This window comes from Pseudomonas sp. PAMC 29040 (assembly GCF_003994535.1).
GTDB classification, from domain to species: domain Bacteria; phylum Pseudomonadota; class Gammaproteobacteria; order Pseudomonadales; family Pseudomonadaceae; genus Aquipseudomonas; species Aquipseudomonas paraversuta.
On record NZ_RZAA01000019.1, the window covers coordinates 23,031 to 31,979 of the forward strand.

Here is an 8,949-nt window from a genome sequence, read left to right on the forward strand (position 1 = left end):
CAGTCTGGCCGCCGACTATACCTCAGCGTTTGTTCAGTACGCGGGCCAGGCGATCACCGCCAAGCTGAATCAACGCCACCAGCACCACCAGCAACACAATCACGGTCAGCATGACCTGGGTGTCAAAGCGCTGATAACCGTAGCGGTAGGCAATGTCACCCAGGCCACCGGCACCTATGGCTCCGGCCATGGCCGATGAGTTGATCATGGTCACCAGGGTGATGGTGAAACCGCCGACAATGCCCGGCAAGGCTTCAGGCAACAGCACGTGCCAAATGATGTGATGGCGTTTGCAACCCATGGCTTGCGCGGCCTCGATCAGGCCGTGATCCACTTCGCGCAGGCTGACTTCGGCGATCCGTGCGAAGAACGGCGTAGCGGCGATGGTCAGGGGTACGACGGCAGCCCAGACGCCGTAGGTAGTGCCGACAATCAGGCGGGTGAAGGGGATCAGCGCCACCATCAAAATCAGAAAGGGAATGGAACGGAACAGGTTCACGAACGCGCCCAGTGCCTGGTTCAGCCTGGGGGCCTGATAAATACCGCCCTTGCCGCTGGTGACCAGAATCACCGCCAGCGGAATGCCCAGGATTAATGCGATCAGTGACGACACACCGACCATTAAAAAGGTGTCGATCACACCCTGCCATAGACGTTCAAATCCCATAACCCACGACCTCGACCTGTTGTGCCCATTGTCCGGCGCGCTTGCGTAATTCGTCCGCCCCCAGAGAGTTGCTGGTCACGCTGAGCAACAGTTGGCCCAGGGCGTGCCCCTGAATCTGCTCAACCCCGCCATGCAGCAGCCGCACCTGACCGCCCAGGGCGCTGAACAACGCACCCAGGTCCGGTTCCTGCTCCTGGCTGCCGGTAAAACGCAGACGCAGAATCACACTCGAATGTGACGATGCCGGCTGCGCACTGATGCGGTTTTTCAGGGTTTCGGGCAGGTTGTCCTGCAGCGGTGAGAGCAAGGTTTTGCTGACCTCATGCTGCGGGTCGCCGAACACTTGCCACACCGGGCCCTGCTCGACGATCCGGCCTTGTTCCAGTACCACCACGCGGTGACAGATATCGCGAATCACCGCCATCTCGTGGGTGATGAGGATGATGGTCAGGCCCAGGCGCTGATTGATCTCGCGCAGCAGACCGAGTATCGACTGGGTGGTCTCCGGATCAAGGGCCGAGGTGGCTTCGTCACAGAGCAGGATGGCCGGGTCGTGGACCAGCGCGCGGGCAATGCCAACCCGTTGTTTCTGCCCTCCCGACAGTTGCGCCGGGTAGGCCTTGTGCTTGCCTTGCAGGCCCACCAGCTCCAGCAACTCGCGGACTTTCTGTTCCCGCTGCAGTCTGGGTACGCCAGCTACCTTGAGCGGCAGTTCGACGTTCTGCCACACGGTCTTGGCTGACATCAGGTTGAAGTGCTGGAAGATCATGCCGGTTTGTCGGCGCAGCGCCACCAGCCGGTTTTCATCGAAGTCACCGATGTCGATTTGATCGATCAGCACGCGACCGTTGCTGGGTTGTTCCAGGCGATTGATGGTGCGAATCAGCGAGGATTTGCCGGCGCCGCTGCGACCGATAATGCCGAAAATCTCCCCGTGCTGAATCGCCAGGTCGATATCCTTGAGGGCATCCACCGGCCCCTGTTGGCCGTCATAGGTTTTGCCTACACCGATAAAACGCACATGGGCCTGGCTCAGTTCAGGGTGCAACCGGGTGTGGGTCGCGCTTGGCTGCGGCTGATCGAGCCGCTCGCGAGCAATTGCCACGTTCATGTTCAGTTATCCCAGCCAGGTTGATACAGGGTGCCGTAGGCCTTATCCAGCGAGGCTTTGACCACAGGCGAATGCTGGTAGATATCGACAAATCTGGCCAGCCGCGGGTCGTCCTTGTTCTTGGGCTGGATCACGAATTGAATGACGTATTCCGGGTGGTCGATGCCGTCAAACAACAGCGCCGAGTTGGCATCGAAGTTTTTCGACAGGCGTATGTAGTGCGGGTACCCCTGCACCAGATCGGCATCGTCATAGGCGCGTACCAGCTGTACGGCTTCGACCTGCAGGATCTTGATGTTTTTCGGATTGGCGACGATATCTTCTTCGGTCGCCTTGTAGCCTACGCCGGGCTTGAGGGTGATGAGGCCGGCCTTGGCCAGCAGTTGCAGGCCGCGTCCACTGTTGATCGGGTCATTGGCGATGGCCACCGTAGCGCCCTGGGGAAGTTGGTCCAGGCTTTTGTATTTTTTCGAGTACAGGCCCACGTTGTTGATGATGCCTTTGGCATAGGGCACCAGGTTAAACCCGCCGGCAGCGTTGGCATTCTCCAGGAACGGGATGTGCTGGAAGTAGTTCACGTCGATGTCGCCGCTGTTGAGGCTGACGTTGGGAGCGATCCAGTCGCTGAACTCGATCAGCTCGACATCCAGGCCTTGCTTCCTGGCTTCGTTCACCGTCGTTTCAAGGGCGGGAGCAAAGGCCGCCGTGGTGCCGACCTTGAGCGGGGCGTCGCTGGCGAACACGATGCCGCTGAACAGTCCGAGCGCCAGAACCAGTGGGGTTAAGTGTTTTTTGTGCATGGGGCAAATTCCATTCAAAAATTCAGAATTCAAATCCTCCAGGAGCGAGCATCAGACGACTCGTGAGCTCGCTCCTGCAGGGTTATTCGGGTTGGCGGTAAGCGGCGCCCGTATGCCGTTCAGGCAAGTGCGCGTCGCCCTCGGTAAAGAGTTTTTGCCGCAGGCTGCCGGTGTCATATGCGGTCTTGTAGGAGCCCCGGCGTTGCAGCTCGGGGACTACCAGATCGATAAAGTCGACATAGCTTTCCGGCGTCACGATGCGGGTCAGGTTGAAGCCGTCCAGACCGGTCTCTTCGATCCACGATTCGAGCTCGTCGGCCACCTGTTGCGGTGAGCCCACCAATGTCATGTAGCGCCCGCCCAGTGCGTGTTGTTCAAGCAGTTTGCGCCGGGTCCAGTCGTTGTTTTGCAGCACTTTTGTAGCGGACTGGATGGCGTTGTTCTTCACGTACTGGATCGGCTCGTCCAGTTCGTAGTCGGCAAAGTCGATGCCTGTGGAGCTGGAAAAATGCGCCACCCCGGCTTCGGCACTGGCATAGCCCAGGTACTCGTCGCGCTTGGCCCGGGCCAGGGCTTCGGTGGGCGCGACTATCACGTTGAGGCCCATAAACAGTTTGATGTCATCCGGGTTGCGTCCTGCCGCCACGGCGCTGGCGCGAACCTTGTCGACCTGGGTTTTGGTCGCCGCCTTGGTCTGGCCACTGATAAACACGCACTCGGCATGGCGCCCGGCAAACACCAGACCGCGATCCGAACTGCCGGCCTGAAACAGTACCGGCGTGCGCTGGGGTGAGGGTTCGCACAGGTGATAGCCCTCGACCTGGTAGAACTCGCCGGCATGTCTGACCTTGTGCACCTTGTCGGGACGGGCATAGATGCGCTGTGCCGGGTCGTTGACCACGGCGCCGTTTTCCCAGCTGCCTTCCCAGAGTTTGTACAACACCTCCAGGTATTCATCGGCCTGGTCGTAACGCCGGTCATGTTCGACCTGTTCGCTCAGGCCCATGGCTTTGGCCGCGCTGTCCAGATACCCGGTGACGATGTTCCAGCCCACACGGCCGCGGGTCAGATGGTCCAGTGTCGACATGCGACGGGCGAATAAATACGGGGGCTCGTAGGTCAGGTTTGCGGTCAGGCCAAAGCCAAGGTTTCTGGTTACGGCCGCCATGGCCGATACCAGCAGCAGCGGGTCGTTGACCGGCAGCTGGATCGACTCCTTGAGCGGCACATCAACCGACTGTTGATAGACGTCGTAGACGCCGACGATATCGGCGATAAACAGCCCGTCAAACAGCCCGCGCTCCAGCAGCTGCGCCAGCTCAGTCCAGTATTCGAGGGTGTTGAACTGGGTGGAGTTGTCCCGTGGATGCGTCCACAGACCGTGGTTGATGTGGCCAATGCAGTTCATGTTGAAGGCATTGATCAGGATTTTCTTTTTGCTCATCAGATGGTCCCCCGCAATGGCGGGTTCGTATCGTTGAGGTAGTAATTGCCCACCGCGTGATATTTCCAGCGCACCGGATCGTGCAGGGTGTGGACCCGGGCGTTGCGCCAGTGGCGATCGAGTCCGTGTTCGGCGAGGGTGGCCTGGCTGCCCGCCAGTTCAAACAGGGTGCTGCCTGCGGCCAGCGAAATCTCGGTGCTGATGGCGCGCGCTTCTGCCACCGCAATCGAGGCAGCTGCCACGGTGCCGGCCTGGGTATTGGCCTGGGCGATATCCAGCAGTTCACCGGCGCGCTCCAGCAAGGCTTCGGCGGCATGCAGACGCACACTCAGGCGGCCAAAGCTTTTCAGGGTGAGCGGGTCTTCGCTGGCGATATCGCTGGTGGCGTCGATCCAGGGCCGGGTCTTGGTGCGCACAAAATGCAGCGCGTCTTCAAAGGCGGCGCGGGCGATGCCGGTGTCGATGGCGGCATGGAGGATTTGCGCCAGCGGGCCAACCGGGGTCGGGCGCTCAAAGGCGCTTTGAAACGGGATCACGTCATCAGCGGCGACGAACACATTGTCGAACAGCACCGAGCCGCTGCCGGTGGTGCGCTGGCCGAAGCCGCTCCAGTCGTCAATCACGGTCAGGCCGTCGCTGTCGCGGGGCACGAACGCCAGGTGCTGTACGCCGTTATCATCCACCACCGAGGTCGGAATACGCTGCGCATACAGGGCGCCGGTGGCGTAAAACTTGCGACCGGTGATGCGGTAGCCGTCTTCGGCCCTGGCCAGGTGGGTGGTACGGTCGTGGGCGGTTTTAGTGCCGATTTCGGCCAGGGCATTACCAAAGCGCTGCCCGGCCAGGACCTCGGCATATAGCCGCGCCTGTTGTGCCGGCGTGCCATTGACCCGCAGTACTTCAAGTGCATAGAAATGGTTTTGCGGAATTTGCCCCAGCGAGGCGTCAGCAGCAGCAATCAATGCCACCACCTGAGCCAGCGTGACATTGGACACGCCGGCGCCACCCCAGGCCTGCGGCACGGTAATGCCCCACAGGCCGGTGTGGGAAAACAGTTCGAGTTCATCAAGCGGCAGGCGTCGATCGCGGTCGCGTACAGCACTTTCGCGTTTGAAATGTGCGGCCAGTTCACGGGCTACGCTCAGGGCCTCGGCATCACTGCGGATGACCGGGACCTGTTTGGATATCAGGGACATGGGTATCTCCGTAGTCAAATCCAGGAATGCCGGGCAGGCAGGGTGCCATTGAGGCGGTAGGTGCCGATGGCGTGGTATTTCCAGCGGACCGGGTCGTGCAGGGTATGAACCCGTGCGTTGCGCCAGTGTCGGTCAAGGTTGAAACGGGCGAGGGTGGCGCTGCTGCCCGCCAGTTCGAAAAGTTTTTCGCTGGCCAGCAACGACAGCTCGGTGCTCAGCACCTTGGCCTCGGCCACGGCAATCGAGGCCCGGGCGGCGGCCTGCGCGTCAATCGGTGCGGCGCTGACTTCATCCAGTACCCGGCCGGCTTTGCGCAACAAGGCTTCGGCGGCATGCAACTCGATCTTCAATTTGCCGATGTCGGCGATGACATAGGGATCATCGCTGTTGCGCTCGACCCTGGCGTCGATCCACGGCCGGGAACGTTCGCGTACAAAACTGATGGTGTCGGTGATGGCTTCGCGGGCGATGCCCAGATCGATGGCGGCCTGGATCAGTTGCGACACCGAGCCCTGAATGTTCGGCACTTCGCCCAAACGCCAGCTGTCGATGACCAGTTCGTCATCAATGCGCACGCTGTTGAGCAACACGGTACCGCTGGCAGTGGTGCGCTGGCCAAAGCCGGACCAGTCATCGACAACGCGCAGGCCGGGAGTCCCGCGGCGAACAAAGGCCATGACCGGTTTGCCGTCGTCGTTGAGCGCCTTGACTGCAATCCAGTGCGCGAACAGTGCACCGGTGGAGTAAAACTTCTGACCACTGATGACGAAATCATCCTTGTCAGCGGTTATGCGTGCCTTCAAGTCCAGGGTGTTTTTACTGCCGCGTTCAGGCCCCGCATTACCGATGCGCCAGCCCTGCAGCACGCTGCTGAACAGTTGCTCTTTTTGCGATTGACTCGCGGTGCTGGAAATCAGATTGAGAATGCCCACCTGGTTCTGCGGAATCTGCCCCAGCGCCGGGTCGGCGGCCGAAATAATGGCAAACACTTCAGCCAGGGTGACGAAGGAAACCTGTGGCCCGCCGAACTCCCGGGGAATGGAGATACTGCCAAGTCCACTGCGGGTGAACTGCTCAATAAGTGACCAGGGCAATTTGCGTTGCTGATCGCGCCTGGCCGCGTGCTCACGGGCGGTGGCAGCCAGATCGCGTGCGGCTTCAAGGGCTTCGTTGTCGGTGCGCAGGATGTGCGCTGCGAGCAACAAGGGGGCGACATCCAGGTCGCTTTGCAGGTGTGCATTAGCCAGATTCGACATCACTGCTGCTCCTTGGCTGCACGCAATGCCCTGGCGATTTCCACAAGGGTAATTGTGTTACGGACCATACCTACCTCGCATCTCATTGGAGCACCGCTTGAGCGGTGCAGATAAAAGCTGGAAAGTCCGGTGGTCCGGTGCATATACCCTAATTGAGTATAAAAATTAAAAGAACTAACTTTTAGGAATATGGATAGACGATTCGTCCTGGCTGGCTGTTGCGCCAGAGGGGCTGCGGCTTTGCTGCGGGTACCTGGCTATTTGTCGTGGCGTTATCTACAGCTCGGACTCATTGTTGGCACCAAATCGGCGATCTTATTCTGCTATTTCCTTCTAGCGAGCTAAGGAATAGCCATAGTGATCGACCTTTCTCACAATACTTCTCCCTCCCCGGAGATCAAATCCGCCGCCAGCCTGCTCAGCAGTGGCGACGTATATTCCGGGGCCTACAACTTTATGAGCAGCATCAGTGCCGGGGTCGATCCGCGCACCGGTGCGTTCTCGGCCTCGATCAGCCTGCCCACCGGCGCCGCCAACGATTTGCGCGGCCCTATCAGCCAGTTGCGCCTGAGCCATAGCCCGCTGATGGCCGAAGATCAGGGCTTCGGTCTGGGCTGGATGCTCGGCACCACTTCCTGGGATGGAGCCAGCCAGCAACTGCAACTCAATTCCGGCGAGCGCTTTCGCGGTGAGATTGTCGGTCAGAGCATGCGCTTCCCGGATGTGCGCTTGCCGGTAGTTGCAGTGACCGTTCAGCGTCAGGAAATGTGGGTCCGGCATAACGATGGCAGCTGTGAACGCCTGATTCCTTTGCCGGGGCATGTCAGTCTGTGGGTAGTCAGCACTCTGGTGGGCGCCGACGGTAGCGCCTTGACCTTTGACTGGCGTTCGGTCGGCAACGCGGCGTACCTGCAAAAAGTCAGTGATGACCAAGGCCGCACGGTGCTGGCTCTGGCCTACGAGGGCGTGACAACCCATCTGACCTTACAGCCGGATACCCCCGCACAGGTGGTGATGTCTTTTCACCGGGTCTCCGGGCAGTTGCGCCGGGTAACGGTGGACGGCCTGCCCGACAGTGGCTGGCAGTTTGAATACACCCGCAGTGATTCAGGCCTGTTGCTGCTGAGCAAATGCACCCAGCCCACCGGCAGCAGCGAAGAGGTGACCTATAGCGAGGCAAAGGGTCTGGCGTTGCCGCCGGGGGCGCCGTTTGCGCGGATGCCGGTGGTCAGTCAGACCCGCAAAGACCCGGGGGACGGCCAACCGGTGCAGCTGGTGCGTTATGACTACGGCCTGTACGGCAGCAACAACTATTTTGGTTGGCCGGCAGTGCGCCAGTGGCGTAATCGCGAAGACAACCTCTACCACCTGACCGGTGCCGGCGATTTTCTTTATGGCTCCACCGAAACCCTGATGGATGCCCGGGGCACGGCCCTGCAAACCATCAGCCGCACCTTTAACCGCTTCCACCTGCTGACCCGCGAACGCACCTTGCAGGGCCAGACCCTGCAGGAAACCGAGACCACCTATTACGACGAGCCCTGGCTGCCCATTGCCCGGCAACTGCCTTACTTCCAGTTCCCGCACAGGGTCATTACCCGCAAGGCGCAGCTGGACGGCCAACGGGTGCTGCGAGAACTAGTTACCGAGGAAGAAACCCGCTACGACGACCTCGGCAACCCGGTGTGGCACCGCAATGCATTGGGGGCCGTTGAAGAGTCCGAGTACTACCCGGTAACCGGTGAGAGCGACGACTGCCCGGCCGACCCTCTGGGCCGCATCGCCCGTCTGAAAAGTCGTACGGTCAGTCCGCCACCCGGCACCGAAGGCCCGGTCAAGCAGACCCGCTACCGTTATCAGGCGCTGCCGGTACGTCAGGATGCTCCGGCGTTTGCCTTGCCTACCTTTGTTCAAAGCAGCGAGGAACAGCTACTGCTGGTCGAAGGTGAAAAATTTAGTGAGCTGGGCCGCTCGACGCAAAATTTCATTAACGATCCGGCCTCGCCCCATCACGCTCGCATGCTCAGCGAAACCCAGACGGTAGAGGGTAAAAGCACCACCCGGGCCTACAGCTACACCCTGACCCAAGCCCCAAACGCCCGCTCTCTTGAGCGCGCAGTCCTGCAGGAAAATGTCACGATTACAGGTCACGATGGCCAGTCAACTGTTGCGCAATCGTCGCAGGATTTGTACTCCGGCCTGATGGTCACCGAGCAGACCGACGAGCAGCTGCGCATGGCCTTTGCCCACGATGCCCTGGGCCGTGTGACTCAGGAAGTCGCGGCCCCGGATTCGGCTTTCGAGGCTGAGGTCAACTGGGCCTATTCCTTGTCAGCGAACCAGCGCTACCAGACCCGAATCGGCGCTTCCGGGCGTAAGGAAACTGTCTGGCTCGATGGCATGGCCCGGGAAATCCGCCGTGAAAAACAGACCGACAGCGGTGAGACCTATACCGCCTGGACCGCCGAATATGAC

7 protein-coding genes are annotated in these 8,949 nt (G+C 60.4%); 1 reads left to right on the plus strand and 6 read right to left on the minus strand.

The features are described from left to right. Positions 1 to 22: 22 nt before the first annotated feature. The 6 genes from WG29040_RS23980 to WG29040_RS24005 all read right to left on the minus strand — a co-directional run bounded on the left by WG29040_RS23980 (position 23) and on the right by WG29040_RS24005 (position 6,474). Entirely contained in the window at positions 23 to 667 is a 645-nt protein-coding gene (locus WG29040_RS23980) for a methionine ABC transporter permease (RefSeq protein WP_003444575.1), read from the minus strand. After that, complete coding sequence (locus WG29040_RS23985) at positions 657 to 1,778, minus strand: methionine ABC transporter ATP-binding protein (RefSeq protein WP_127197072.1); 1,122 nt, start codon at positions 1,776 to 1,778, stop codon at positions 657 to 659. Before WG29040_RS23985 ends, WG29040_RS23980 begins: the two co-directional genes overlap by 11 nt. Positions 1,779 to 1,780: 2 nt before the next feature. Next, positions 1,781 to 2,578 carry a MetQ/NlpA family ABC transporter substrate-binding protein gene (locus tag WG29040_RS23990; RefSeq protein ID WP_003444573.1) on the minus strand — a complete coding sequence of 266 codons (798 nt, stop codon included), beginning with the start codon at positions 2,576 to 2,578 and terminating at the stop codon, positions 1,781 to 1,783. A gap of 82 nt (positions 2,579 to 2,660) precedes the next feature. After that, positions 2,661 to 4,022: an LLM class flavin-dependent oxidoreductase gene (locus WG29040_RS23995; protein WP_127197073.1), complete on the minus strand. Its 1,362-nt coding sequence runs from the start codon at positions 4,020 to 4,022 to the stop codon at positions 2,661 to 2,663. After that, a complete protein-coding gene (locus WG29040_RS24000; RefSeq protein WP_127197074.1) occupies positions 4,022 to 5,218 on the minus strand; it encodes an SfnB family sulfur acquisition oxidoreductase in 1,197 nt (398 codons plus the stop codon). Before WG29040_RS24000 ends, WG29040_RS23995 begins: the two co-directional genes overlap by 1 nt. 14 nt (positions 5,219 to 5,232) lie before the next feature. Then, positions 5,233 to 6,474: an SfnB family sulfur acquisition oxidoreductase gene (locus WG29040_RS24005; RefSeq protein WP_127197075.1), complete on the minus strand. Its 1,242-nt coding sequence runs from the start codon at positions 6,472 to 6,474 to the stop codon at positions 5,233 to 5,235. A 357-nt stretch (positions 6,475 to 6,831) separates the two neighbouring features. Here WG29040_RS24005 and WG29040_RS24010 point away from each other — a divergent pair. Further along, a partial coding sequence (locus tag WG29040_RS24010) for a hypothetical protein (protein WP_133309073.1) occupies positions 6,832 to 8,949 on the plus strand: 2,118 nt, incomplete at its 3' end.

Excerpts from the sequence above, each read along its gene's own strand:
- WG29040_RS23980 (WP_003444575.1), bottom strand. The coding sequence starts at position 667 with ATGGGATTTGAACGTCTATGGCAGGGTGTGATCGACACCTTTTTAATG.
- WG29040_RS23985 (WP_127197072.1), bottom strand. The coding sequence starts at position 1,778 with ATGAACGTGGCAATTGCTCGCGAGCGGCTCGATCAGCCGCAGCCAAGC.
- WG29040_RS23990 (WP_003444573.1), bottom strand. The coding sequence starts at position 2,578 with ATGCACAAAAAACACTTAACCCCACTGGTTCTGGCGCTCGGACTGTTC.
- WG29040_RS23995 (WP_127197073.1), bottom strand. The coding sequence starts at position 4,022 with ATGAGCAAAAAGAAAATCCTGATCAATGCCTTCAACATGAACTGCATT.
- WG29040_RS24000 (WP_127197074.1), bottom strand. The coding sequence starts at position 5,218 with ATGTCCCTGATATCCAAACAGGTCCCGGTCATCCGCAGTGATGCCGAG.
- WG29040_RS24005 (WP_127197075.1), bottom strand. The coding sequence starts at position 6,474 with ATGTCGAATCTGGCTAATGCACACCTGCAAAGCGACCTGGATGTCGCC.